Here is a 23,202-nt window from a genome sequence, read left to right on the forward strand (position 1 = left end):
GGGGGTGGACGTGGTGATCTGGTTCCGTCATCGAAAGAAAGCGTGGAGTGCCGACCTGCACTCAAGTCTCCTGGCCTATTACTGCGACTTGATGGAGTTCGAACGCGGGCAGCGCTGGCGCGTTCAATCGTGGTCGCAGGAGGTTCGGGTCAGGGACAACGGCGACGTGGACCAGCGGGTGCGCGTCACCGTCGTGGCGGAGTGCGACCGGCTGGACTTCGTCAGCTTCCACGACCGCGTCAACTGGGACTGGCCCGAGAAAAATCGGGACAGGGTCAGGGTCGAGGTTCGCACGCCCGAAAGACACGGTATCGGCGGCACGCGTTTGGACGTCACTCACCGCTGGCTCCGCAAAGGCCAGATCAAAGCGTTCGTGCACCTCGACCGGCCGATCGTGCGGGGTGAAGAGTTCACGTTCGTCGCGGAAATGTTCTGGCCGGAGAAGTGCCTGCCCTTCGTGCGCGGCGATGGTCCGGACAGTTTTCTCGTGTCGTTCGGCGAGATCACGCGCATGGTCGAGTACCGGGTCGTGCTCCCGAAGCGGTGGGCGGTGAACTTCGAGCACTTCGGACTCACTCCCGGTCGGGACGACTACGTCTTGACCGCGTCGGTGAACCAGGAAGGCCGGATGGTCGCGTCGCTCACCGTGCGGGACCTGCCCGGCTACCGGAAAGTCGGTTTGAAGCTCGACACGCCGTCCGCACCGGCCTGACTACGATCGCCCCGTCTTGCGAACTCCGGGGGTGACGTGGTCCAGCGAGTGGTCCTCGAAGGGTTTCACGCGGTCAAGCACGCGGTTCGGTTCGGTGGAGCCGTGGGGACCGTGGTGGTGCTCGACCGGGACAGGGCGGTCGGGTTGGCGAGGTCGCACGCGCCCGACCTCGTGGACGTCTTCGAACGGGCCGAGGTGGTCGGGCGGGCCGAGTTCGAGCGGGTGATCGGGCGGACACACCCGACCGGGGTGGGCGCGCTGGCCGAACGGCCCGCCGTCGAGTGGGCGGAAGCGGGGCGGGGCGCGCCGCTGGTGCTGCTCGACAACCCGCGCAACCTGGGCAACTTCGGCGCGGTGATCCGGGTGGCGGCCGGGCTCGGCGCCGGCGGGGTCGTCTCGCTGGGCGACGTCGACCCGTGGCACCCGAACGTCCTGCGCGGCAGCGCCGGGTTGCACTTCGCGCTCCCCGTCGGGCGGCTGGGCGGGGTCGACGACGTCCGCGGCACGGTGATCGCGTTCGACGCCGACGGACGGGACCTGGGTGACGCGCGCATCCCCGACGACGCGGTGCTGGCCTTCGGCTCGGAGCGGCACGGGTTGTCGCCCGAGGTGCGGGCGCGGGCCGACCTGGTGGTGTCGCTGCCCATGCGGCCGAAGGTGTCCAGCTACAACCTGACCACGAGCGTCGCGATGGGCCTCTACCACTGGCAACTGTTCCGACGAGCTTCTTGAACGGTTCAGTAGGCAGGCTGGTGAGGTGACGTCACCACCGAAGCTCCTCGCCGCGCGCGCCGGTGTCGCCGAACGCGCGGTCGAGTCCCGGCACCTGCGTCGGGTCTGGGGGGTGCCGGGCACGGTCCTCGGCGCGGTCGCCTGGCCGCCCGGCTGGCCGGGCCGGCTGCACGTCCGGTTCGGCTACTGGTGGCAGGCGCACCTGCTCGACTGCGTCCTCGACGCCCAGCTGCGCTCGCCGAAGGACGCGCGGGTCGCGTTGGTGCAGCGGCTCGTGCGCGGCATCCGGGTGCGCAACCTGGTCGGCTGGACCAACGACTACTACGACGACGTGGCGTGGCTAGGGCTGGCGCTGCTGCGCGCCGAGCGGGAAGTCGGGATCGCCCGGCCGAAGGCCATCGCCACGATCGCCGACCGCCTCCGCTCCGGGTGGACCGACCACGGCGGCGGCGGCATCTGGTGGCGCCGCGACGACGACTTCAAGAACGTCCCGGCCAACGGTCCGGCGGCGATCCTGTTCGCCCGGCTCGGCGCGCGGGCCGACCTGGGCCGCGCCCGGTCCATCGTGGACTGGGTCGAGGACACCCTGGCCGACCCGGACACCGGGCTGCTGTGGGACGGGTTGCACGTCCACCCGGACGGCACGGTCCGCGAGGTCGAGAAGAACCTCTACACCTACTGCCAGGGCGTGGTGCTGGGCGCGTGCGTGGAGCTGGGCGGCCGGTACCAGGACAAGGCGGCCCGGATCATCGACGGCGTGGACAAGCACCTGGCCACCGACGGCGTGCTGCGCGGCCACGGCGGCGGTGACGGCGGCCTGTTCAGCGGCATCCTCACCCGCTACCTGGCGCAGGCCGCGCTGCGGCTCGACCGGCCCGAGGCGGCCCGCGCGGCCGACCTCGTGCTCCACTCCGCCGAGGCCGTGTGGGCGAACCGGACGGCGGTGGTGTCCGGCCCGCTGTTCGGCCCGGAGTGGTCCGAACCCGCGGTCACGGACGGCGGCCCGGAGCGCGACCTGTCGGTCCAGCTCGGCGGGTGGATGGCGCTGGAGGCCGCCGCCCTGCTGGAACGCGACGGGATCACGCCGTCGCGGAGCTGAGCCGGCACCCGGGAACCGGTCGTCAGTGGCAGCCGCACGACTGCCGGTGCCGCAGCACGGGCGGCAGCCGGATCGTCTCCGGCGCCCGGTCCGGGTCTTCGATGCGGGACAGCAGCAGCCGCACCGCGGTGCGCCCGATCTCCTCCACCGGCTGCGCCATCGCGGTCAGCGGCGGGTCGACCAGCTCGGCCCACTCCACCTCGTCGTAGGTGACCAGCGCCAGCTCCGACCCGATCCGCACACCCCGCGCCCGCGCCGTGTGCAGCACGTCGATGAGCACCTGGTGGTCGTTCACCACCACGCCCGACACCTGCCCGAGCAGGGGCTCCAGCGACGGTCGCACGAGGTCCTCGTCCCACGCCAGCCCGGCCCGGCCGAGGCCCAGCCGGTAGCCGAGCACCCGCTCGTCGGTGGTCGCGAGCCCCGGCCGGCCGGACACCAGCCCGATCCGCCGGTGGCCCAGCTCCGCCAGGTGCCGGACCAGCGTGGACGTGGCCTGCACGTTCTCCGGGCCGACCTGGTCGACGTCCTGGGCCACGGTCAGCCGGTCCACCAGCACCGTCGGCACGCCCAACCGGCGCAGCTCGGGCAGCGCGGCCGAACCGGACGTCGGCGTGAGCAGCACCCCGTCCACCCGCCGTGAGCGCAGCATCCGCACCGCGGCCTGCTCGGACTCGGCGGTGTCCCGGGTGTCGATGAGCACCAGCGTGTAGCCCGCCCGGGTGGCCTCGCCCTCGATGGCCGCGATCAGCTCGGCGAAGTACGGGTGCGACACCAGCGACACCGCGAGGCCCAGGGACTTCGTGCCGCCGGTGACGAGCGAGCGGGCGATGGCGTCGCCGGTGTAGCCGGTCTCCTCGATCGCCTGGAGCACCCGTTCCCGGGTGGTCGCGGCGACGGACCTGGTCTCGTTGATCACGTGTGAGACCGTGGTGATGGAGACGCCGGCGAGACTGGCGACCTCCCGCATGGTGACCATGGACTCGTCCCCGTTCGGGCTGGCGCAAGCGATTGCGTGGGGACTTTACCTGGTAGGAGGACGTCCCGTGGTTTCGGTGCTGTGCGTCGGTCTGACGACCGTCGACGTGACCCAGCGGGTGGCCGAGTTCCCGGTCCCCGGCCAGAAGGTGCAGTCGCTCGGCGTGCACCTGTCACCCGGCGGTCCGGCGGCGAACGCGGCGCGCGCGGTGGCCGCGCTGGGGCACCGGGCGGTGCTGCTGACGTCGCTGGGCGGCGAGCTGGGCGACTTCGCCCTGGCCCGGCTGCACCCGGTGCGGGTGCGCTCGGTCGGCGCGGCCGGCCCGGCGCTGAGCATGGTCGCGGTGCGCGAGCGCGACGGCGAGCGGACCGTGATCTCGCGCAACGCCGCCGCGGTCGACGCGGCCGGGCCCGACGCGGCGGTCACCGTGGACCCGGCGCTGGTGGAGGCGGCCGACGTGGTGCTGCTGGACGGCCACCTCGGTCCGCTCGCGGTGGGCGCGGCACGGCTCGCGAAACGCGCCGGCGTGCCCGTGGTGCTCGACGCGGGCAGCTGGAAACCCGTGCTGGACGACCTGCTGCCGCTGGTGGACGTGGCCGCGTGCTCGGCGGCGTTCGAGCTGTCGGAGGCCGAGGTGCACGCCAGGGGCGTGCCGCTGGTGGTCCGCACGCACGGCCCGCGGCCCGTCACCTGGTCGCGTGGTGGTGTCACCGGCTCCCAACCGGTACCTGTTGTCGAGGCGCGCGACACCAACGGCGCGGGCGACGTGTGGCACGGTGCGCTGGCGGTCGCGGTCGCCGAGGGCCTGGCGGTGCACGACGCCGTCCGGTGGGCGAACGAGGTCGCCGCGGTGCGGGTGCGCCACACCGCGCGGGACTGGGTGGAGGAGCTGGGACGGTGGCGGGACAGCGGGTGAAGTTCGACGAGCTGGTCGACCGGGCGCGGCTGCTGGTGGACACCGGCGAGCGCAGGCTCCTCGGCATCGGCGGCGCGCCGGGCTCGGGCAAGTCGACGTTGGCGCGCCGACTGGTCGACGCGCTGGGCGAGGACGCCGCCCTGGTCGGCATGGACGGCTTCCACCTGGCGCAGCGGGAGCTGGACCGGCTCGGTCTCGCCGACCGCAAGGGCGCGCCGGACACGTTCGACGTCCCCGGCTACGTCGACCTGCTCGGCCGGCTGAAGGCGGGCGGGCCCGACGTGGTGTACGCGCCGGAGTTCCGCCGCGAGATCGAGGAGCCGATCGCCTGCGCGGTCCCGGTCGACCCGGTCGTGCCGCTGGTCGTCACCGAGGGCAACTACCTGCTGATGCAGTACGACAAGTGGAAGCGCGTGCGGGTCGTGCTGGACGAGGCGTGGTTCCTGATGATCGACGAGGAGCTGCGGGTGGCGCGGCTGATCGACCGGCACGTCCGGTACGGGCGGTCGGCGCAGGACGCGCGCGAACGCGTGCTGCACGGCTCCGACCACGTGAACGCGCGCATGGTGAACGCGTCCAGGTCCGCCGCCGACCTGGTGATCACCGAGGTGCTGTGACCCGTCACGGCGTCGTCGAGGGCACCTCTTCGTCCACCGGCTTCTTCATCTCCTGCCGGTACCGGAACAGGCCGTAGGCGGTGCCGAAGACGAAGAACGCGATGCTGACGACGACCGCCACGGTCTCCAGCCACGGCACGGCGGTCAGCAGGCCCGCGCCGTAGTAGCCGGCCAGCACCAGCGTCGGCACCCACGCGACGGCGCCGATGGTGGTGGCGAGCATGAACCGCTTCGGGTCCATCCGCGCCGCGCCGGCGATCATCGGCGCCAGCGTGCGGACCCAGGGGATCCACCGGGCCAGCACGATCGCCCAGAAGCCTCGTCGGTCGAGGAAGTCGCGGGCCTTGGCGAGGTTCTCCTTGTTGAGGACCTTGCCGCCGCGGCGGGCCAGCAGGCGCGTGCCGGTGTGCCGGCCGATGTAGTAGCCGATCTGGTTGCCGACGACGGCCACGGCGAGCGCGACCCCCGAGAGCAGCCAGGCGGACAGCTCGCTGTCGTGCGACGCGAGCACCACACCGGCGGCGAACAGCAGCGAGTCGCCGGGCAGGAACAGGCCGAAGATGAACGCGCACTCGAAGAAGATGAAGCTCAGCGTGATCAGCCACACGGCCAGCGGGCCTGCGGAATCGAGCTGAACGAATGCGACGGTTTCGGACGTTGCGGACAACACCACGCCATGCAGCCTACGTGGGACACCGACCCGGGCTGGGCGACATGGGGATAACGCCTTGCCGAAGCCTCGACGTCGTCACGGTTCGCACGGGCCCGAACACGGGCTGGAGTGATCGCGGTCGCGGGGGTTAGCGTGGACGGATGGAGGCCTTGCTCGCCGAACTCCGCTCCGCCGTGGGTGCCGACGCGGTGCTGACCGACGTCGACGTCACCGCGAGCTACCAGCGCGACATGATGCCGCTCGCGCCCTACGGGCAGCCGCTGGCGGTGGTGCTGCCGACGTCGGCGGCGCAGGTGCAGGCGGTCGTGCGGGCCTGCGCGGCGGCGCGGACGCCGATCGTGCCGCGCGGCGCGGGCAGCGGGCTGTCCGGCGCGGCGAACGCCGTCGAGGGCTGCGTGGTGCTGGCGACCACGAAGATGAACGCGATCGTGGAAGTCGACCCGGACAACCGGCTGGCCGTGGTCGAACCGGGCGTGGTGAACCTCGACCTGCGCGGCGCGGTGGAGAAGCACGGGCTGTTCTACCCGCCCGACCCGTCCAGCTACGACTGGTGCACCATCGGCGGCAACCTGTCCACCAACGCGGGCGGGCTGTGCTGCGTGAAGTACGGCGTGACCACCGACTCCGTCCTCGGGCTGGACGTGGTGCTGGCCGACGGCGAGCTGCTGCGGACCGGTCGGCGGACCGTCAAGGGCGTGGCCGGGTACGACCTGACCAAGCTGTTCGTCGGCAGCGAGGGCACGCTCGGCGTGATCACCCGGGCGACCCTGGCGCTGCGGCCGCTGCCGCAGGCCCCGGCCACGCTGGTGGCCACGTTCGGCAGCACGGCGGCCGCGGGCGTGGCGGTGAGCCGCGTGGTGACCGAGGGCATCGTGCCGTCGTTGATGGAGATCATGGACCGCACGTCCATCCGGGCCGTGGAGCAGCACCTCAAGACCGACCTGAACGCGGGCGCGGCGCTGCTGCTGTGCCAGTCCGACTCGGGCGGCGAGGCGGGGCGGCACGAGCTGGCCGCGATCGAGCAGGCGTGCGTGGCGGCGGGCGCGGAGCTCGTCTACGCCACCGACGACCTCGGCGAGGGCCGTGACCTGCTCACCGCGCGGCGGGCCGTGCTGACCGCGCTGGAGGTCTACGGCGCGTGGCTGACCGACGACGTGTGCGTGCCGCGGACGAAGATCGCGGACCTGATCGCCGGGTGCGAGCGGATCAGCGAGTCGCTGGGGCTGCGGATCGCCGTGGTCGGGCACGCGGGCGACGGCAACATGCACCCCACGATCGTCTACGACCCGACGTCGGCGGACGAGTTCGCGCGGGCGCGGCGGGCGTTCGACGACATCCTGGCCCTGGGGCTGGCGCTGGGCGGCACGATCACCGGCGAGCACGGCGTCGGCAAGATCAAGCGCGAGTGGCTGGCCCGCGAGATCGGCCCGGTCGGCCTGCGGGTCCACCGCGAGATCAAACGCGCGCTGGACCCGGAGAACCTCTTCAACCCGGGCTCGATGTTCGACCTGGGGTAGCCGGCGGCCGGGCGAGGCTCAGTCGACGGGCCGGATGCGCTGCGTCTCGTCCACCCGCTCGATGACCTGCGTGATGTCGGCCGCCTCCTGCGCGAGCAGGGACTTCTTCTCGCGGCGCGCCTTCACGATCTCGATGATGATCGGCACCACGGAGAGCAGCACGATCAGGATCAGCATCATCTCGAGGTTGTCGCGCACGAACTGGATCTGGCCGAGGAAGTAGCCGAGCACCGTCAGGCCCGCGGCCCACGCGACGCCGCCGATCAGGGAGTACGTGAAGTACTTGCGCGGGTCCATCCGGCCGACGCCCGCCATGGCGGTGATGAACGTGCGCACGATCGGCACGAACCGGGCCATCACGATCGCGCGGGCGCCGTACTTGTCGAAGAACTCGTGCGTCTTGTCGACGTACTCCTTCTTGAAGATCTTCGACTCCGGCTTGGCGAACAGCGCCGGTCCCGCCCGGTGGCCGATCCAGTAGCCGACCACGTTCCCCGCCAGCGCGCACACCGTCAGGAGCAGGCACACCAGCCACAGCGGGTACTCCAGCACCCCCGAGGCCACGAACAGGCCCGCGGTGAACAGCAGCGAGTCACCCGGCAGGAAGAAGCCCACCAGCAGGCCGCACTCCGCGAAGATGATGAAGCACAGGCCGACCAGCATGTACGGCCCGAGCCCCTTGAGCAGGATCGCCGGGTCGAGCCAGTCCGGACCGAGGGCAACCGTGGAGGTGAGCGCGACAGTCACGGCGACCACGGTACAGGCACCTACCTGAGGGTCATGACCGCCACGACCGTGCCCGCGGCCAGCCCGAGCAGCACCGCGAGCAGCAGCACCCACCCCGCGCCCAGCGCCGGACGGGCCCGCCGCACGGGCAGGTGGGGGTGCGCGCCGGAGCTGGTGGCCTGTGCGCGCAACGCGTCGGCCACCAGCTTCTCGTGGTCTTCGGGCACCGGCTCAGTCTTTCACCCACGCGCCCCGGCTCATCACCTCGCGCGGCTTCAGCTCGGCGTCGAGCACCACGACGTCGGCGGCGAGCCCGGCCCGGAGTTCACCCGTGCGGCCCTGCAACCCCAGCAGCCGGGCGGGACGCGTCGAGGTGGCGTGCACGGCCTCCTCGACGGTCAGGCCGCACGACTGCACCGCGTTGCGGAACGCGGCGTCCATGGTCAGCGTGCTGCCCGCGAGGGACGCGCCACCGGCCAGCGTCGGCACGCCGTCCACCACCCGCACCTCCAGGCCGCCCACGTCGTAGACGCCGTCACCCACGCCCGCCGCCGCGATGGCGTCGGTCACCAGCACGGTCCGCCGCACGCCCGCGTGCCGCGCGGCCAGCCGCACCGCCGTCGGGTGCAGGTGCACCAGGTCGCAGATCAGCTCGACGGTGACGCGCTCGTCGTCCAGCAGCGCGCCGATCGGACCCGGCTCGCGGTGGTGCAGCGGCCGCATCCCGTTGAACAGGTGGGTGGCGACCGACGCGCCCGCCTCGACGGCCGGCCGGATCTGCGCCTCGGTGGCGTCGGTGTGGCCGATCGCGGCCAGGACGTCGTTGGCGACGAGGTGGCGCACCGCGTCCACGCCGTGCTCCAGCTCGGGCGCGACGGTGATCATGCGGACCGCGCCGCCGCCCGCGCCGAGCAGCTCGTCGATCGAGGCGCGGTCCGGCGGGCGGAGGATCGCCGGGTCGTGCGCGCCGCAGCGCGCCGCGGACAGGAACGGGCCCTCCAGGTGGATGCCCGCGACCACGTTGTCCCGCACCAGCTCGGCCAGCGCCCTGACCTGGTCGGCCAGCTCCGGCACCGGCCTGGACACCAGGCTCGCCAGCAGCGTGGTGGTGCCGTGCCTGCGGTGCGCGTTCGCCGCCTTGACCACCCGGGCCGGGTCGGCGCTGGTGAACGCCTCACCGCCGCCGCCGTGGCAGTGGATGTCGACGAAGCCCGGCACCAGCCAGCCGCCGCCCACGTCCGTCGTCGGGCCGTCCGGTGGCGCCCCCTCGCCGACGGCCGCGATCAGGCCGTCCCGCACCGCCACCCACCCCTGGTCGAGCACCCCGTCGGGCGTGACGACCCGACCACCGGTCAGGGTCACGTCCACGGGTCCACCCCACGTGCTCATCTCTCCTCCAGCATGTCGATGGCCAGCAGCGCGGCCCCGAGGCACCCGGCCTCGTCGCCCAACGCGGCCAACCGCAGTTCCGGGCGTCGCTGGAACGTGATCAGCTCGTCCAGTCGTCCGCCCAGCGGATCCGTCAGCTTCGGACCCGCCAGCGCCAGGCCACCGCCGAGCACGACGGCTCGCGGGCCCAGCAGCGCGGCTACCAGCAGGATGCCCTTCGCGAGCGCGTCGACGGCCTCGCGCCACACCTCGGCCGCGTCGACGTCACCCTCCGTGAGCAGCCTCGCCACGTCCACCGCGCCGGTGACGTGGCGGTTCGTGCGCTCGGTGTAGCGGCGGGCGATCGCGGCGCTGCTCGCCCGCGCCTCGACACAACCCGTCTGGCCGCAGCCGCACGGGTCGCCGTGGCCCACGTTCACGTGCCCGACCTCGCCCGGCGCGGACGAGATCCGGCCGTCCAGGACGAGGGCGGCGGCGATGCCCGTGCCGATCGGCATGATCACCGCGTCGGTCAGGTCGCGGGCGTTGCCCTGGCGCAGCTCGGCCAGGCCACCGGCCCGCACGTCGTGGCCGAACGCGGCCGGCAGGCCGGTCGCCGCTTCGATCCGGTCGCGGAACGGGTAGTCGGCCCAGCCGAGGTTGGCCGAGTAGACCCCGGTGCCGGTCGCCTCGTCCACGATGCCCGGCACGACCAGCCCGATCGCGTCGACCGGGTGCTCCGAGGCGGTGCGCAGCTCGTCGACCAGCAGGGCCACGTCCTCGACCACGGCGTCACCGCCGGGCCTGGTCGCGCGCCGCTGCTGCTTCACCGCCACCACCCCGCCGGGTCCACCGGTGACCAGGGCCGCCTTCGTCCCGGTCCCGCCGACGTCGACGGCTATCACGTGTCTTGTGCGCGCCACGAGGACCGATACTGCGGCATCCGACCGCCATTGGTCTATACCAAGTGTCCGATTGGGCGAGTCCGGTCCGGCCGCGAGTTGTCCACAGGCCGCCCTCGCCGGGCCGGATCCGTCGGTGCCCGGTGGCAGGATCAAGAACAGGGATCCCCTGGGCGGGGACCCCTGCGCAGCCGTTCCGGCTCGCCGGGGGCGGGTGGACGACCCGCGGCACGAGGGCCCGACGGTCGGCGAGGGCCGACCCCGGGTGGCGGTCGGCGAGGCGACAACCGCAGGCGCGGTTCACGAGGTGAGGGTTCGCGAGGCGACAGGCCGGCGGAGGCCGGCGTCGGTTCGGGTCGGCCGGGTTCCGCGATGCCGTTCGGAACGGCCGGTCGCCCGTGGGTCGGGCGACGACGTGGCCGTGAGGGGCGCGGCCCGGCGACAGGCGGACCTGGCGACCGCGGACCTGGCGACTAGTTGCCGGCCATGATCTTCTGCAGGGCGTCCAGGGCGCGGCTCGCGGTGCTCTTCACCGTGCCCTTGCTGATGCCGGTGGCCTCGGCGATCTCGGCTTCGGAGAGGTCGCCGTAGTAGCGCAGCACGAGCACCTCCCGCTGCCTCGGCGGCAGCTGGGACAGCGCCCGCACGACCGCCTGGTGCTCGGCGGTGAGCATGGCGAGGCTCTCGGCCGAACGCGCGTTCGCCACGTGCGGCGGGGTGTAGTCGCGGGCCGTCTTGCGCCGCCGCAGCACGCTGCGCGAGCCGTTGACGACGGCGGTCCGCAGGTAGCCGACGGCCGCCTGCGCGTCCCGCAGGTTCTTCCAGTTGCGGTACAGGCCGGTGAACGCCTCCTGGACCACGTCCTCCGCCGTGGCGGGCTCGTCGACCAGCAGCAGCGCCAGCCGGACCAGCCGCATCCGGTGCTGGCGGTACAGGTCCTCCAGCGTCAGCGGGCCGGTCGGGGCCGGTGCCGCGCCGTCCTGGATCCGCAGGTTCGTCAGCGTGTCCTGCACACGCGCGATGCCGCCGCTGTTCCGATCGGGACCGACCACGGAAAAGACGTTACCTCCTCACGGGGTAGCTTCGGTGCGGCGCTGCACAACGGAGGTGGGCATTCGATGGCTCGGTTCGCGGTCGAGTTGGTCTTCGGCGACAACCAGGACGAGCGGATGGCGGTCCGGCCCGCGCACCGCGAGTACCTGGCGACGCTGGTCGAACGGGGGGTGCTGCTCGTGTCCGGCCCCTACGCCGACCAGTCCGGCGCCCTGCTGGTCTACGAGGTCGCCGACGAGGCGGAGCTGCGCGACGTCCTCGCCGCCGACCCGTACACGCCCGCCGGCGTCGTCAAGGAGACGCGCGTGCACGAGTGGCAGGCGTTGACGGGCGTCTGGCTCTAGCCCTTCTTGGCCGCGGCGGCGGCCGAGCCGCCCGGTCCGACCAGGCCGGACAGGTCGTTCGCCGCCATCTCGCGGTCGGCGGCGGGCACCGACTTCGCCGCCTGCCGGTCGACGACCTTCGGGGTGAACGCGCGGAAGAGCTTCAGGCCGCCGACCCAGCCCGGCACGTGCACGGCCTTCGACCGCCGGGTGATCGCCCGGACCACCGCCTTGCCGACGTCGGCGACCGGGTACTTCTTGCCCGCCAACCCCGGCATGCCGCTGCGCATCGGGCCGAACACGGGGTGCTCGTCGGCGCTGTCGACCATGTCGGTGGAGATCCACGAGAAGTACGCCACGCCGACGTCCACCCCCAGGTGCCGCACCTCCGCGCGCAGGCTGTCCGCGAACGCCTCGCAGCCCGCCTTCGCCGCGGAGTAGGCCCCGTTGCCGGGGATGTGCACGATCGCCGCCAGCGACGACACGACGAGGCAGTAGCCGCGGCTCGCGACGAGGTGCGGCAGGCACGTCCGGACCGTGCGCCACACGCCGAGCAGGTTGACCTCGATGACCCGTTCGAAGGCCGCGGGGTCCATCGACCGGATGAAACCGGTGGCGGCGACGCCCGCGTTGGCGACGACCACGTCGATGCCGCCGTAGTGGTCCACCACGCCGGCCACCGCGGTCTCCAGCGCCGCCCAGTCGGTGACGTCGGCCTCCCACGCCCGGCCGCCGCACTCCTCGGCCACCTCCCGCAGCCGGTCGCCCTCCAGCCCGACCAGGGCGAGCTTCGCGCCCTTCGCGGCCAACCGCCGCGCCACCTCCGCGCCGATGCCCCTCGCCGCGCCAGTGATCAGGACAACCTTGCCCGCAACGTCCACGGTGACCTCCTCAGCCCGTCCAGCCAGGGAGGCCACCGTAACGCAACTTACCGCCAGTAAGCTACTGGGGAGTTAAACGGCGCTGGCCGCGGTCAGCGCCGCCACCTCGTCGGCCTTCAGCTCCAGCTCCAGGGCCGGGAGCAGGTCGGCGAGCTGGTCGGCGGTGCGGGCGGACGCGATCGGCGCGGCCACCGTCGGCTGCTCCGCCAGCCACGCCAGGGCGACCGCCGCCTGGGTGGCGCCGTGCGCGGCCGCGACCTCGTCCAGCGCCGCGAGGATCCGCAGTCCGCGCTCGTCCAGGTACTTCGACGCGGCGGCGGCCCGCGCGCTCTCCACCTCGACGCCCGGCCGGTACTTGCCGGTCAGGAAGCCCTTCGCCAGGCCCCAGTACGGGGCGGACGCGAGCCCGTGGTCGGCCACCGCGCGGGACAGCTCGCCCTCGTAGGAGCGGTCCACGAGGTTGTACGCCTGCTGGAGCGCGACGAACCCGGCGAAGCCCTCGCGCCCGGACACGGCGAGCGCCGACGTGAGCCGCTCGGCGGTGTAGTTGGACGCGGCGACGTGCCGGACCTTGCCGGCGCGGACCAGCCGGTCGAACGCCGCCAGCGTCTCCTCCTGCGGCGTGTCGAGGTCGTCCTTGTGCGCGTAGTACAGGTCGATGTGGTCCACGCCGAGGCGGCGCAGGGAGTCCTCGGCGGCGCGCTCGATCGTGTCGGCCTTGAGGTCGGCCAGGCCGTCGAGCATGCCGACCTTGGTCGCGACGACGACCGAGTCCCGGTTGCCGCGGCTGCGCAGCCACCGGCCGATGATCGTCTCCGACTCGCCGCCGACGTGGCCCTCGGCCCACGCCGAGTACGCGTCGGCGGTGTCCACGAAGTTGCCCCCGGCCCCCGTGAAGGCGTCCAGCACGGCGAACGAGGCGTCCTCGTCGGCGGTCCAGCCGAACACGTTGCCACCCAGGCACAGGCGCGACACGTCGAGGTCGCTGGTTCCGAGTTTCGTCATGTCGCGAAGCTAGGCGCGCCGGTCCGATCTCGCCGAATGGACCAGCCAGGACTAAATGGCGCGGCGGCGCGGTTGGCAGTCGTCAGCACCACCTAGTTCGCGGGGAGACGAAATGACGGTCGAGTTGGGCAGGTACGGCGTGTGGGACCGGGCCGCGCGGTGGGTGGGCCGGGGCGAGGACGCGGCCGAGCTGGAAGGGCTCGGGTTCGGCGCGCTCTGGCTGGGCGGGTCGCCCGACGGCAGCGTCATGACCACGGTCTCCGAGCTCCTGGACGCCACCGAGAAGATCACCGTGGCGACCGCCGTGATGAACGTCTGGACGACACCGGCCGGCGAGGTCAACGACGGCTACCGGGCACTGGCGTGGACGGACCGGTTCCTGGTCGGCATCGGCACCGGGAACGGTGAACTGGTGGGTGAGGTCCATCACAGCCCCTACCAGAAGCTGATCCACTACCTGGACGAGCTGGACGTGCCGCGCGACCGCCTGGCGCTGGCCGCGCTCGGCCCGCGGCTGCTCCGGCTCGCCGCCGCCCGGACGAGCGTCGCCCACCCCTACCTGGTGACGCCCGACCACACGGCGAGGGCGCGCGAGACCGTCGGCGCGGGCGTGCTGCTCGCCCCCGAGCAGCACGTGGTGCTGGAGGAGGACCCGGCACGGGCCCGTGACCTGGGGCGGGAGGCGCTGGCCGAGTACCTGGGCCGGCCCGACCACACCCGCAACTGGCTGCGGCACGGCTTCACCGAGGACGACCTGGCCGGCGGCGGCAGCGACCGCCTGGTGGACGCCCTGGTCGCCTGGGGCTCGGTCGAGCGGGTCGCGAAACGCCTGCGTGAGCACCACGAAGCGGGCGCCGACCACGTGGCCGTCCAAGTGGTCGGCGCCCCAGATGCCCAGCAGGCGTTGCGCGACGTCGCCGCCGCGCTGGAGGACGACTAGTTCTCGGAGACCTCCACGCCCTTCCAGAACGCGACGTGGTCCTTGATGTTCGCCGCGGCCTCGCTGGGCGTCGGGTAGAACCACGCGGCGTCGGCGTTGTCCTGACCCTTCACGTGCAGCGTGTAGTAGCTCGCCGTGCCCTTCCAGGGACAGACCGACGTGGTGTCCGACGGCCTGAGGTACTGGGCGTGCACCGACTCCAGGGGGAAGTAGTGATTCCCCTCCACCATCTCGGTCTTGTCACTCTCGGCGATGATCTCGCCGTTCCACCGTGCGATCGCCATGACACCACTATGCCGTTGATCATCTTCGGTCGCCGGCCCGTGCCCGTAGGATGCTGCCGACACCGCGTTCCGGGCACCCGAGGAGGACCCACAGATGCCCATCGCAACCCCCGAGGTCTACGCCGAGATGCTCGACCGCGCGAAGGCGAACGAGTTCGCCTACCCCGCGATCAACGTCACCTCGTCCGAGACCCTCAACGCGGCCCTGCGAGGTTTCGCGGAAGCCGAGAGCGACGGGATCATCCAGGTCTCGACCGGTGGTGCCGAGTTCGCCTCGGGCACCAAGGTCAAGGACATGGTGACCGGCGCGGTTGCGCTGGCGGAGTTCGCGCACGTGGTCGCCGAGAAGTACCCGGTGAACATCGCGCTGCACACCGACCACTGCCCGAAGGACAAGCTCGACGGCTACGTCCGGCCGCTCGTCGCGATCAGCCAGGAGCGGGTGGACCGCGGGCTCAACCCGCTGTTCCAGTCGCACATGTGGGACGGCTCGGCCGTGCCGCTCGACGAGAACCTGAAGATCGCGTCCGAGCTGCTCGACCTCACCGCCAAGGCGAAGATCATCCTCGAGATCGAGGTGGGCGTCGTCGGCGGCGAGGAGGACGGCGTCGTCGCCGAGATCAACGAGAAGCTCTACACCTCCCCCGAGGACTACCTGAAGACGGTGGACTCCCTCGGCGCCGGTGAGAAGGGCCGCTACCTGGTCGCGGCGACGTTCGGCAACGTGCACGGCGTGTACAAGCCGGGCAACGTGAAGCTGCGCCCGGAGATCCTCAAGCAGGGTCAGGACGTGGTGGCCGAGAAGCTGGGCCTGCCGGCCGGCTCCAAGCCGTTCGACCTGGTCTTCCACGGCGGCTCCGGCTCGCTGCTGGAGGAGATCCACGAGGCGCTGACGTACGGCGTGATCAAGATGAACATCGACACGGACACGCAGTACGCGTTCACCCGGCCGATCGTCGGTCACATGTTCGCCAACTACGACGGCGTGCTCAAGGTGGACGGGGAGGTCGGCAACAAGAAGGCCTACGACCCGCGGTCCTACCTCAAGGCCGCCGAGCAGGGCATGGCCGCCCGCATCGCCCAGGCGTGCGAGCACCTGAAGTCGTCCGGCCGCATGATCGCCGGCTGAGACGTCCCGCACGGCGAACGGCCCCCTCCCGGTCGCGGAGGGGGCCGTTCCGCGTTCCCGGCCGGACCGCTACCTGCCGTTCAGGCGGCAGACGGCGGCGTCCACCAGCTCCGCCTGCGCGGCGGCCGCGTCCGGCGCGGCGAGGGCGAAGTTGGTGGTCAGCAGCACGGTGACGGTGCGGTCGCCGGCGGCGTCGGCGTAGTTGTGGCTGCGGTAGCCCGGGAAGCCGCCCGAGTGGCCCCAGACCGTGCCGCAGGACGTCGTCACCTCCATGACGCCCAGGCCGTAGCCGTGGGGGCTGGAGCCGCCCTGGGGCACCGCGTCGCGCATCTCCGCGAGCAGGTGGCGGGGGATCAGCCGGCCGGACATGAGGGCGGTGAGGAAGCGGCGCCAGTCCGCGGGGGTGGAGATCAGGCCACCGGCGGCCCACGCGGGGCCGAGGTCGATCCCGGTGACGTCGACGTGCTCGTGGCGCCGAGGACCGGCGAAGCCGTCGCCGACGGGCACGCCGGGCGGGAGCAGCGGGCCGAGGTGCTCGGCGTCGGGCTCGTACCCGCGGGCGTGCCGGCCGCGGAACCCGGTCCCGTCGGCGAAGTAGGTGTCGCCCATCCCGAGCGGCCGGAGCACCTGCCGCTCCACCAGGTCGGTGTACGGCCGGCCGGTCACGGCCTCCAGCACCATCCCGATCAGCGTGTAGTTCGTGTTGCTGTAGTCCCAGCGCTCACCGGGCGCGAACAGCGGCGGGTGCGACACGGCCACGGCGACCAGGTCGGCGGGCGGCCAGGGCCGCGGCTGCCGCCCCGTGAGCAGGCCGAGCAGGCGCGGGTCGTCCAGGTAGTCGAACAGGCCGCTGGTCTGGTTGAGCAGCATCCGGAGCGTGACCGCCGAACCGTTCGGCACGACACCCGGCAGCCACCGCCCGACCGGGTCGTCCAGGCCGATCCGCCGTTCGGCGACGAGCCGCAGGACCAGGGTCGCGGACACCGTCTTCGTGTTGGACGCCATCTTGAACTCGTCGTCGGACCGGAGCCGGTGGTCCGGGAGCGTCCAGCGGGCCTGCCGGGCGACCTCCACCGGCCGGCCGCGCCCGTCGTCCACCCGGACGACGACACCGGGGACGCCCGCCGCCAGGGCCCGGTCGACGGCGCTCGCCAACCGGTCCGGCGGGGCGGCGGCCGCGAGGCCCGCGGTGGTCGCGGTCAGGGACAGGGCCAGCGCCCCGGCCGCGGCGGCGCGGAGAAGTCGGCGCATGAAAGTTCCCCCCAAGGGTTCGGGCTGCACCCGACCGATCCTCGGGGGGAACCGGAGCGCCCGGAATCAGGCGACCACCAGTGGTCGTCCGGGGGTCTGCCCCACCTCGACCCGGTCGGCGACCAGCCAGAGCGCGGTCAGCACCACGAACGTCACCGCGGCGGACGGGTACAGGATCGGCGGCGCGGCGTCGACCGCCTGCAACGCCCAGATCCCGCCGTAGCCCAGGCCGGTGACGGCCGCGGAGCCGAGCACGGCGGCCAGCGGCCCGGACAGCCTGCCCAGGTGCGCCGCGTCCACGGCCAGGCCGATCAGCAGCAGGAACACCGGCACGGTCGACAGCGGGAAGTCGGCGACGCCGAGCAGCGGCCAGATCAGCAGGCGGTAGGCGACGTAGCCGCCCGCCACCGCCGTCGCGGCCCACGGCACGCCGATCGTGCGCCGCGCGATCACCAGCACGAGCGCCGCCGCGACCAGGCCCCACACCGGGTAGACCCAGTCGGGGATGGGCAGCGAGAACTGGACGATCGACTCGCGGTCCACGGGCCGGCCGATCTGGTCGGCGGCGAACTGCAGCAGGCTCGGTTCGGCGTACGGGTCGCCGCGGTCCCACGAGGCGATCTCCAGCACGCCGTACTCCTGGTGCTGGTTCGGGAACCACATGTTCTCCAGGAACAGCAGCCACAGCCCGGTCAGGCCGAGCACCCGCCACCGGCCGCCGGCCGGGAAGAGCCGGATCCAGCCGCGGATCGCGCCCGCCATCATGATCGCGGTGCCCAGGTACAGCAGGGCGTGCGACCCGCTCCACGACGTGATGTCGAGGCCGTTGATCCGGTGGTTGATCAGGTCGATGGGCAGCGCGACCAGGAAGACGCCGGTGCCCCACTGCATCAGCCGCAGCGCGGTCTTGTCCGCGCCGTAGCCGGTGTAGGTGTGGAACAGGGTCAACCCGACCACGATCACCGTGCCCACGGTGTTGATCATGTGTGGTGGCGCCAGTTCGTCGCGCAGCCACTTGAAGTGCCAGGCCACGTCCCACGAGGAGCCGATCAGCTTGAGCAGCAGACCGACGAGCCAGAGCTTGTAGAGCCCGGCGACGAGCGCCGGTGGCGTCTCACGCCCCGGCTCGCCGCGCTCCCAGTACTGGTCGCGGAAGTGCGCGACGCGATTGGTTACCCCCATGTTCACCCGCCCATGATGCGTCCCGGCTGGGGTGGCTGGAAGGGTGCCCCGCCCTGGAATTTTCCCGGAACATCCCCTAGGGGATGTCCATGACCAGCGTATTCCGGGTCGACTCATGCTAACAGGTGATGTTCGTTGCTCCGAATGGCCGCGACGGGAAAGGTGCCGCCCTGAGAGTTCACTGAGAACCGAGGAGCGCTTCCATGGGAAAGAAGGTCGTCGCCGGCCTCATCGTCACCGCGCTGGTGCTGGCACTGGTCGCTGCGGTGGCCCGGGTATTCCTAAGCTGAGGGCATGGACAACCTGCTCGGTCCCGAACCCACGTTGCTGCCGGACCGCCCGGAGGCGCAGGCCGCCGCCGAGGCGGGCACCGACCCGGCCAAGATCGTCCGCGCCTACCCCGACTTCAGCGAGGCGTGGGCGCTGCTCGCCGAGCGGGCGCTGCAGACCGGCGACCCGGTGGCCGGCTACGCGTACGCGCGCACCGGCTACCACCGCGGTCTCGACCAGCTGCGCCGCTCCGGGTGGAAGGGCCACGGCCCGGTGCCCTGGTCGCACCGCGGCAACCAGGGCTTCCTGCGCGCGCTGGCGGCGCTGGCGCGGGCCGCCGACGAGATCGGGGAGAGCGAGGAGTACGAGCGCTGCCGCAAGTTCCTCGGCGACAGCGACCCGGCGGCGCCCGCCGCGCTCGGCCTGAGCTGAGCCACGTGGGTGCCGTGCGCGACGAGGTGGCGCGCAGGCTGAAGCGGTGGCAGAGCACGGCCCTGCCGATCGGCCAGGCCGCGCTCGCCGCCGGTCTGTCCTGGCTGGTCGCCACCGGCCTGGTCGGTCACGCGCACCCGTTCTTCGCGCCGATCGCCGCCGTCGTCTGCCTCGGCGTGTCGCTGGGGCAGCGGCTGCGGCGGGTGGTGGAGCTGGTCGTCGGCGTGTCCGTCGGCGTCGGCGTCGGCGACGTGCTGATCTCGCTGATCGGCTCCGGGCCGTGGCAGATCGCGCTGGTCGTGGCGTTGGCGATGTCCGCGGCGGTGCTGCTGGACGGCGGCGCGGTGATCGCGCTGCAGTCCGGCTCGTCGGCGGTGCTGGTCGCCACGCTGCTGCCGCCCAGCGCCGGCGGCGGGCTGGACCGGATGGTGGACGCGCTGGTCGGCGGCCTCGTGGGGCTGGCCGTGACGGCGCTGCTGCCGGCGAACCCGCTGACCGTGGCGCACCGGCAGGCGAAGGTCGTGCTCGGCGAGCTGACCGGGGCGCTGCGGGGCGTGGCGACGGCGGTGACCGAGTCCGACGCCGTGCAGGCCGCCGGGGTGCTGGCGCGGCTGCGCGGCAGCCAGGAGGCGGTGGACGAGTTCGCGGCCGCGTTGAAGACCGGCGGCGAGATCGCCACCATCGCGCCGATCCGCTGGCGCAGGCGGCACGAGCTGGGCCGGTACGAGACGGCCGCGACGCCGGTGGACTACGCGCTGCGCAACACCAGGGTGCTGGCGCGGCGGGCGTTGGCGGCGCTGCGGGACGGCGAGCGGATGCCGGACGTGCTGCCCGACGTGCTGCGGCAGTACGCGGACGCGGTGGACGTGCTGCGCGGCGAGCTGGAGCGCGGTGTCGAGCCGAAGCGGGCGCGGGCGGCGGTGCGCGACGCGGCGACCTGCGCCACGGCGCAGCACCTGGGCGGCGAGGGCTTCTCCACCAAGGTGGTGCTGGCGCAGGTCCGGTCGGTGGCCGTGGACCTGCTCCAGGCGACCGGGCTGTCCAGGTCGGAAGCCGCGGAGTCGTTGCCGCCCCTCAGCCGGCGGTGAGCCGCCGGCGCGGTCCGGCGGGCGGCAACGACTCCGGGAGCGCCTAGCCCTCCGGGCGGTTCAGCACGCCGAGCAGGACGGCGTGCACCGCCTGGTGGTCGGCCGGGTCGGCGATCTCGCACGACGCGCCGGTGATGGCGTACCACTCCTCGGCGCCCTCGTAGCGCACGCTCGCGCGCAGCTTCCCGCCGTCGAGCGTGGTGCGCAGCTCCAGGTCGCCGGTCACCACGCCGACCTCGTCGGTCATCACGCCGCCGGGTCCGGCCACGAAGGCGGAAGACAGGTCAGCCATCGGTCGTCAGCACCTCCCGAGCATGCTTTGCAGTGCAGACTTCTCCGCCGGGTTCACGCTCAAACCCCACGTGTGCTTCGAGCGCGTCCACATCTTCGCGTACGTGCACCAGTAGGAGGTCAGCGGCGGCTTCCAGAGCGCCGGGTCCTGGTCGCCCTTGGCCTGGTTGACGTTGTCGGTGACGGCGATGAGCTGCGGGCTCGTCAGGTCGTTGGCGAAGGACTGCCGGCGCGACGTGGTCCACGACGACGCGCCGGAGCGCCACGCCTCGGCCAGCGGCACGACGTGGTCGATGTCGACGTCGGACGCCGCCGTCCACGTCGCGCCGTCGTACGGGCTGTACCAGCGGCCGGACGTGGCCGCGCAGGCGGAGTCCGTGACGACGTTCGCGCCGTCGCGCTTGAGCACGGTCTCGCGGGTGTTGCAGGCGCCCGACACGGTGCTCCAGTGCGGGAACAGGTCCCGCGAGTAGCCGCTGGTCGAGCCTTCGGTGGCCACCCTCAGCGCGGCCAGCTCCGACAGGGCGGTGCTGGTGCTCGGGATGTTCGGCGGTGTCGCCTGGGCGGGGGTGACCAGGCCGACTGCCAGCACACCAGCCAGGAGCAGGGAAAGAGCCGGAAGCCGCGGGAATGCGGTGGAACGCGCGGTTTTGTTGACCGTTGACATAATTCCGACCTTCCTAGTTGGAAGCTGTCGGAATTACCTTGGGTCAATTCTCCTTCCGTCACAACGCTTTCGAGTGACGCCTGAATGGCGGCCGAGAAAATTCCTCCGTCACTACATCCCGCGGACCAGCCGCAGGTCTTCCGTGTGGCGGTACCAGGTCCACTTGCCCATCGGCCGCGGGTGCGGGACGCCGTCGGAGTCCACCTGCACCGGCAGGCAGCCCAGCTGGAACGCGCGCGCCTGCGTGCTGGTCACCTTCCGCCCGAACAACCGCTTGTGGATGACCCGCACGACCAGACCCGGCCCGCCCTCCGGGTCCGGCGTCACCTCCAGCCGGGACGCCTGGCCCCGGAGCACCACCGTGTCGTCCCCGTAGCCGACCCCGCGCACCGGGCCGAGCGAGCCGAGGCCGACGAGCACGCCGCCGACGTCGTCGCGGACGAGCGGCACCCGGTCGGGATCACCCGACAGCGCGAGGTCGAGCGCGCGGCCCGGGTCGGTCGGCAGGCCCCAGAGCGCGGCCACCTCGGACCGCGGGTCCGCGGGCACGTACCCGAGCGGCACGTCGGCGAGCCGTTCGGTGCGCAGCAGCCGCAGCACGACCGCGTTGAGGTCGCCGTCGGTGCCGTGCACGACGAGACGTTTGTCACCCGAATCGGCGAGAACCGCGTCCACCTCGGCCTTCCCGGGCCGTTCCGCCACCTGGCGGACCTCGAAACGGTCACCGTCCGTGATCAATGGCGACTGCGAGTTTCCGCAGGCCAGCACGATTCCGCGCACCTTCATCTCCTGGTCTAACCTCAACAGCCGTCCTGTGCCGGCTGGACCACCACAGGACACTCGGCGCTTACCCGTCCAACCGCTTGGAGTTTCACATGCCGGCCGTCGTGCTGATCGGTGCCCAGTGGGGCGATGAGGGCAAGGGCAAGGCAACCGACCTGCTCGGTGACCGGGTGCAGTGGGTGGTCCGGTACCAGGGCGGCAACAACGCCGGGCACACCGTGGTGCTGCCCGACGGCCAGAAGTTCGCCCTGCACCTGATCCCCTCCGGCATCCTCACCCCTGGCGTGACCAGCGTCATCGGCAACGGCGTCGTGGTCGACCCCGGCGTGCTGCTCGAGGAGCTGGCGGGCCTGGACTCCCAGGGCGTCGACACCAGCAAGCTGCTCATCTCCGCGGACGCGCACTTGATCATGCCCTACCACGTGGCGATCGATAAGGTCACCGAGCGGTACCTGGGCAAGGCCAAGATCGGCACCACCGGTCGCGGCATCGGCCCGTGCTACCAGGACAAGATCGCCCGCGTCGGCGTGCGCGCGCAGGACCTGCTGGACGAGAAGATCCTCCGGCAGAAGGTCGAGGCCGCGCTCGACTTCAAGAACCAGGTGCTGGTCAAGGTCTACAACCGCAAGGCGCTCGACCCCGGGCAGGTGGTGGACAGCGTGCTGGAGCACGGCACCAAGTTCACCTCCCGGATCGCGGACACGCGCCTGCTGCTCAACCAGGCGCTGGAGCGCGGCGAGACGGTGCTGCTGGAGGGCTCGCAGGGCACGCTGCTCGACGTCGACCACGGCACCTACCCGTTCGTGACGTCGTCGAACCCGACCTCGGGCGGCGCGAGCGCCGGGTCGGGCATCGGGCCGACGCGGATCACCACGGTGATCGGCATCCTCAAGGCCTACACGACGCGCGTGGGCTCGGGCCCGTTCCCGACCGAGCTGGACGACGAGATGGGCGAGCACCTGCGCAAGACCGGCGGCGAGTTCGGCGTGACGACCGGGCGGTCCCGGCGCACGGGCTGGTTCGACGCGGTGATCGCCCGCTACGCGGCGCGGGTAAACGGCATCACCGACTACTTCCTGACCAAGCTGGACGTGCTGTCCGGCCTGGAGAAGGTGCCGGTCTGCGTCGGCTACACGATCGACGGCGAGCGGGTCGACGAGATGCCGATGTCGCAGACCGACGTGCACCACGCCGTGCCGGTGTACGAGGAGCTGCCGGGCTGGTTCGAGGACATCAGCCACTGCCGCACCTACGAGGAGCTGCCCGCCAACGCGCGCGCCTACGTCGAGCACCTGGAGCAGATCTCCGGCGCCCGGATGTCCGCGATCGGCGTCGGCCCCGGCCGCGACCAGACCATCGTGCGCCACCAGATCATCTGAGCC

General features: G+C 72.3%; 27 protein-coding genes. 12 read left to right on the forward strand and 15 right to left on the reverse strand.

The annotated features are described in order from the left end of the window. The first annotated feature begins 4 nt into the window (after positions 1-4). The 3 genes from EDD40_RS24230 to EDD40_RS24240 all read left to right on the forward strand — a co-directional run bounded on the left by EDD40_RS24230 (position 5) and on the right by EDD40_RS24240 (position 2,543). Positions 5-712 carry a hypothetical protein gene (locus EDD40_RS24230; protein ID WP_148088903.1) on the forward strand — a complete coding sequence of 236 codons (708 nt, stop codon included), beginning with the start codon at positions 5-7 and terminating at the stop codon, positions 710-712. A 102-nt stretch (positions 713-814) separates the two neighbouring features. Then, the gene (locus EDD40_RS24235; protein WP_246037788.1) at positions 815-1,444 is read left to right on the forward strand and encodes a TrmH family RNA methyltransferase; all 630 of its coding nucleotides are present in this window, start codon (positions 815-817) and stop codon (positions 1,442-1,444) included. Between the two features lie 25 nt (positions 1,445-1,469). Beyond that, on the forward strand, positions 1,470-2,543 hold the full coding sequence (locus EDD40_RS24240) for a glycoside hydrolase family 76 protein (RefSeq protein ID WP_123744973.1): 1,074 nt from the start codon (positions 1,470-1,472) through the stop codon (positions 2,541-2,543). A gap of 22 nt (positions 2,544-2,565) precedes the next feature. Here the strand turns inward: EDD40_RS24240 and EDD40_RS24245 are convergent, their stop codons facing one another. Then, positions 2,566-3,522, reverse strand: a complete 957-nt coding sequence (locus EDD40_RS24245; RefSeq protein WP_123744974.1) for a LacI family DNA-binding transcriptional regulator — start codon at positions 3,520-3,522, stop codon at positions 2,566-2,568. 67 nt (positions 3,523-3,589) lie between these two features. On the opposite strand from EDD40_RS24245, the gene EDD40_RS24250 reads away from it, so the two are divergent. Together EDD40_RS24250 and EDD40_RS24255 are read left to right on the forward strand one after the other, a co-directional pair. Then, the gene (locus EDD40_RS24250; protein ID WP_123744975.1) at positions 3,590-4,438 is read left to right on the forward strand and encodes a PfkB family carbohydrate kinase; all 849 of its coding nucleotides are present in this window, start codon (positions 3,590-3,592) and stop codon (positions 4,436-4,438) included. Next, entirely contained in the window at positions 4,420-5,055 is a 636-nt protein-coding gene (locus tag EDD40_RS24255; protein WP_246037789.1) for a nucleoside/nucleotide kinase family protein, read from the forward strand. Before EDD40_RS24250 ends, EDD40_RS24255 begins: the two co-directional genes overlap by 19 nt. Positions 5,056-5,059: 4 nt before the next feature. On the opposite strand, the gene EDD40_RS24260 is transcribed toward EDD40_RS24255, so the two are convergent. Further along, complete coding sequence (locus tag EDD40_RS24260; protein ID WP_123744976.1) at positions 5,060-5,728, reverse strand: DedA family protein; 669 nt, start codon at positions 5,726-5,728, stop codon at positions 5,060-5,062. Positions 5,729-5,868: 140 nt separating this feature from the next. Between EDD40_RS24260 and EDD40_RS24265 the strand changes: the two genes are divergently transcribed. After that, positions 5,869-7,245, forward strand: coding sequence for an FAD-binding oxidoreductase (locus tag EDD40_RS24265; RefSeq protein WP_123744977.1), 1,377 nt, complete (start codon positions 5,869-5,871; stop codon positions 7,243-7,245). A gap of 18 nt (positions 7,246-7,263) precedes the next feature. Here EDD40_RS24265 and EDD40_RS24270 read toward each other — a convergent pair whose 3' ends face one another. The 5 genes from EDD40_RS24270 to EDD40_RS24290 form a co-directional block, all read right to left on the reverse strand. Then, positions 7,264-8,001, reverse strand: a complete 738-nt coding sequence (locus EDD40_RS24270; protein WP_123744978.1) for a DedA family protein — start codon at positions 7,999-8,001, stop codon at positions 7,264-7,266. An 11-nt stretch (positions 8,002-8,012) separates the two neighbouring features. Further along, a complete protein-coding gene (locus tag EDD40_RS24275; RefSeq protein ID WP_123744979.1) occupies positions 8,013-8,198 on the reverse strand; it encodes a hypothetical protein in 186 nt (61 codons plus the stop codon). A gap of 4 nt (positions 8,199-8,202) precedes the next feature. Beyond that, positions 8,203-9,360 (reverse strand): N-acetylglucosamine-6-phosphate deacetylase, encoded by a 1,158-nt coding sequence (gene nagA, locus EDD40_RS24280; RefSeq protein ID WP_123744980.1) that lies wholly within the window; start codon positions 9,358-9,360, stop codon positions 8,203-8,205. Beyond that, positions 9,357-10,262 carry an ROK family protein gene (locus EDD40_RS24285; protein WP_246037790.1) on the reverse strand — a complete coding sequence of 302 codons (906 nt, stop codon included), beginning with the start codon at positions 10,260-10,262 and terminating at the stop codon, positions 9,357-9,359. Before EDD40_RS24285 ends, nagA begins: the two co-directional genes overlap by 4 nt. A 452-nt stretch (positions 10,263-10,714) precedes the next feature. Beyond that, positions 10,715-11,293, reverse strand: a complete 579-nt coding sequence (locus tag EDD40_RS24290; RefSeq protein ID WP_053714368.1) for a SigE family RNA polymerase sigma factor — start codon at positions 11,291-11,293, stop codon at positions 10,715-10,717. 66 nt (positions 11,294-11,359) lie between these two features. Between EDD40_RS24290 and EDD40_RS24295 the strand changes: the two genes are divergently transcribed. Further along, positions 11,360-11,638 (forward strand): YciI family protein, encoded by a 279-nt coding sequence (locus tag EDD40_RS24295; RefSeq protein WP_123744982.1) that lies wholly within the window; start codon positions 11,360-11,362, stop codon positions 11,636-11,638. On the opposite strand, the gene EDD40_RS24300 is transcribed toward EDD40_RS24295, so the two are convergent. Both EDD40_RS24300 and EDD40_RS24305 read right to left on the reverse strand, forming a co-directional pair. Then, complete coding sequence (locus EDD40_RS24300; protein WP_246037791.1) at positions 11,635-12,498, reverse strand: short-chain dehydrogenase/reductase; 864 nt, start codon at positions 12,496-12,498, stop codon at positions 11,635-11,637. The genes EDD40_RS24295 and EDD40_RS24300 overlap by 4 nt on opposite strands. Before the next feature lie 72 nt (positions 12,499-12,570). After that, a complete protein-coding gene (locus EDD40_RS24305) occupies positions 12,571-13,503 on the reverse strand; it encodes an aldo/keto reductase (RefSeq protein ID WP_123744983.1) in 933 nt (310 codons plus the stop codon). Between the two features lie 112 nt (positions 13,504-13,615). Here EDD40_RS24305 and EDD40_RS24310 point away from each other — a divergent pair, with 112 nt between their 5' ends. Continuing rightward, positions 13,616-14,443 (forward strand): TIGR03620 family F420-dependent LLM class oxidoreductase, encoded by an 828-nt coding sequence (locus EDD40_RS24310; RefSeq protein WP_123744984.1) that lies wholly within the window; start codon positions 13,616-13,618, stop codon positions 14,441-14,443. Here the strand turns inward: EDD40_RS24310 and EDD40_RS24315 are convergent. Then, positions 14,440-14,727, reverse strand: a complete 288-nt coding sequence (locus EDD40_RS24315; protein ID WP_123744985.1) for a DUF427 domain-containing protein — start codon at positions 14,725-14,727, stop codon at positions 14,440-14,442. The two genes, EDD40_RS24310 and EDD40_RS24315, sit on opposite strands and share 4 nt — an antisense overlap. 94 nt (positions 14,728-14,821) lie before the next feature. Here EDD40_RS24315 and fbaA point away from each other — a divergent pair, with 94 nt between their 5' ends. Next, entirely contained in the window at positions 14,822-15,856 is a 1,035-nt protein-coding gene (fbaA, locus tag EDD40_RS24320; protein WP_123744986.1) for a class II fructose-bisphosphate aldolase, read from the forward strand. Between the two features lie 69 nt (positions 15,857-15,925). Here the strand turns inward: fbaA and EDD40_RS24325 are convergent, their stop codons facing one another. Beyond that, positions 15,926-17,107: a serine hydrolase domain-containing protein gene (locus EDD40_RS24325; RefSeq protein WP_123744987.1), complete on the reverse strand. Its 1,182-nt coding sequence runs from the start codon at positions 17,105-17,107 to the stop codon at positions 15,926-15,928. Positions 17,108-17,173: 66 nt separating this feature from the next. Next, complete coding sequence (locus tag EDD40_RS24330) at positions 17,174-18,289, reverse strand: hypothetical protein (RefSeq protein WP_246038352.1); 1,116 nt, start codon at positions 18,287-18,289, stop codon at positions 17,174-17,176. 294 nt (positions 18,290-18,583) lie between these two features. Here EDD40_RS24330 and EDD40_RS24335 point away from each other — a divergent pair, with 294 nt between their 5' ends. Then, positions 18,584-18,991: a DUF3151 domain-containing protein gene (locus EDD40_RS24335; RefSeq protein ID WP_123744989.1), complete on the forward strand. Its 408-nt coding sequence runs from the start codon at positions 18,584-18,586 to the stop codon at positions 18,989-18,991. Between the two features lie 5 nt (positions 18,992-18,996). Further along, positions 18,997-20,079 (forward strand): FUSC family protein, encoded by a 1,083-nt coding sequence (locus tag EDD40_RS24340; RefSeq protein ID WP_123744990.1) that lies wholly within the window; start codon positions 18,997-18,999, stop codon positions 20,077-20,079. 43 nt (positions 20,080-20,122) lie between these two features. Here EDD40_RS24340 and EDD40_RS24345 read toward each other — a convergent pair whose 3' ends face one another. The 3 genes from EDD40_RS24345 to EDD40_RS24355 all read right to left on the reverse strand — a co-directional run bounded on the left by EDD40_RS24345 (position 20,123) and on the right by EDD40_RS24355 (position 21,823). Continuing rightward, entirely contained in the window at positions 20,123-20,371 is a 249-nt protein-coding gene (locus EDD40_RS24345) for a hypothetical protein (protein ID WP_123744991.1), read from the reverse strand. 6 nt (positions 20,372-20,377) lie between these two features. Next, positions 20,378-21,037 carry an HNH endonuclease family protein gene (locus EDD40_RS24350; protein WP_123744992.1) on the reverse strand — a complete coding sequence of 220 codons (660 nt, stop codon included), beginning with the start codon at positions 21,035-21,037 and terminating at the stop codon, positions 20,378-20,380. Between the two features lie 111 nt (positions 21,038-21,148). Beyond that, positions 21,149-21,823: a diacylglycerol kinase family protein gene (locus tag EDD40_RS24355; RefSeq protein ID WP_123744993.1), complete on the reverse strand. Its 675-nt coding sequence runs from the start codon at positions 21,821-21,823 to the stop codon at positions 21,149-21,151. An 89-nt stretch (positions 21,824-21,912) separates the two neighbouring features. On the opposite strand from EDD40_RS24355, the gene EDD40_RS24360 reads away from it, so the two are divergent. After that, complete coding sequence (locus EDD40_RS24360) at positions 21,913-23,199, forward strand: adenylosuccinate synthase (protein WP_123744994.1); 1,287 nt, start codon at positions 21,913-21,915, stop codon at positions 23,197-23,199. The last annotated feature ends 3 nt before the right edge of the window (positions 23,200-23,202 follow it).

Source organism: Saccharothrix texasensis (assembly GCF_003752005.1).
Lineage (GTDB): Bacteria > Actinomycetota > Actinomycetes > Mycobacteriales > Pseudonocardiaceae > Actinosynnema > Actinosynnema texasense.

Coding starts and splice junctions, on each gene's coding strand:
- EDD40_RS24245 (WP_123744974.1), bottom strand. CDS start 3,522: ATGGTCACCATGCGGGAGGTCGCCAGTCTCGCCGGCGTCTCCATCACC.
- EDD40_RS24265 (WP_123744977.1), top strand. CDS start 5,869: ATGGAGGCCTTGCTCGCCGAACTCCGCTCCGCCGTGGGTGCCGACGCG.
- nagA (WP_123744980.1), bottom strand. CDS start 9,360: ATGAGCACGTGGGGTGGACCCGTGGACGTGACCCTGACCGGTGGTCGG.
- EDD40_RS24295 (WP_123744982.1), top strand. CDS start 11,360: ATGGCTCGGTTCGCGGTCGAGTTGGTCTTCGGCGACAACCAGGACGAG.
- EDD40_RS24305 (WP_123744983.1), bottom strand. CDS start 13,503: ATGACGAAACTCGGAACCAGCGACCTCGACGTGTCGCGCCTGTGCCTG.
- EDD40_RS24310 (WP_123744984.1), top strand. CDS start 13,616: ATGACGGTCGAGTTGGGCAGGTACGGCGTGTGGGACCGGGCCGCGCGG.
- EDD40_RS24315 (WP_123744985.1), bottom strand. CDS start 14,727: ATGGCGATCGCACGGTGGAACGGCGAGATCATCGCCGAGAGTGACAAG.
- fbaA (WP_123744986.1), top strand. CDS start 14,822: ATGCCCATCGCAACCCCCGAGGTCTACGCCGAGATGCTCGACCGCGCG.
- EDD40_RS24325 (WP_123744987.1), bottom strand. CDS start 17,107: ATGCGCCGACTTCTCCGCGCCGCCGCGGCCGGGGCGCTGGCCCTGTCC.
- EDD40_RS24330 (WP_246038352.1), bottom strand. CDS start 18,289: ATGGGGGTAACCAATCGCGTCGCGCACTTCCGCGACCAGTACTGGGAG.
- EDD40_RS24335 (WP_123744989.1), top strand. CDS start 18,584: ATGGACAACCTGCTCGGTCCCGAACCCACGTTGCTGCCGGACCGCCCG.
- EDD40_RS24345 (WP_123744991.1), bottom strand. CDS start 20,371: ATGGCTGACCTGTCTTCCGCCTTCGTGGCCGGACCCGGCGGCGTGATG.
- EDD40_RS24350 (WP_123744992.1), bottom strand. CDS start 21,037: ATGTCAACGGTCAACAAAACCGCGCGTTCCACCGCATTCCCGCGGCTT.
- EDD40_RS24355 (WP_123744993.1), bottom strand. CDS start 21,823: ATGAAGGTGCGCGGAATCGTGCTGGCCTGCGGAAACTCGCAGTCGCCA.
- EDD40_RS24360 (WP_123744994.1), top strand. CDS start 21,913: ATGCCGGCCGTCGTGCTGATCGGTGCCCAGTGGGGCGATGAGGGCAAG.